This window comes from Dethiosulfatibacter sp., assembly GCF_983023055.1.
Genome location: NZ_CEZJXU010000339.1, coordinates 2240 through 2670 on the forward strand (window position 1 = coordinate 2240; position 431 = coordinate 2670).

At 36.9% G+C, this 431-nt stretch carries 1 pseudogene; it reads right to left on the reverse strand.

Annotation, left to right across the window (positions count from 1 at the left end):
* Positions 1 to 369 (reverse strand): annotated as a pseudogene (locus tag AC3AX0_RS10665) (hypothetical protein); the annotation flags it as partial.
* Positions 370 to 431 lie beyond the last annotated feature (62 nt).

The window sequence follows — 431 nt, forward strand, 5'->3', positions numbered from 1 at the left end:
CTTGATTCCCTCAAGCACACCACTCTCAGAAAAAGTTATAGCCTCAGATATGCCCATTGAGAAGTGTATTTCATTCAGGAGGCTGCAGGCTTGATTAGCCATATCGGTAATTTCACTTGGTTCAGGTAACTTGAAGTCAATAACAGACTTAATCATCAGCCCTATAAGTGTAGAAATCTCTGTCCGAATAAGACGATCAAACGAATACAGGCTGGACATATCTTCTGGCTTGAAAGCATCTTCTTCATAAATAAAAACATTATCTCTAAAACAAAGAGCAGTTATTACATGAATAAACCCTGGACTAATACATAACTGAGAAAGCTCATCGAATATTTCTGATTCTGTTCTTTTTCTAGTTGCTTCCATTCAGAATTACTCCTTGGCAGTTATTTCTTCAGATGCTATGCGTAAAAACCTTATTCTTTAGG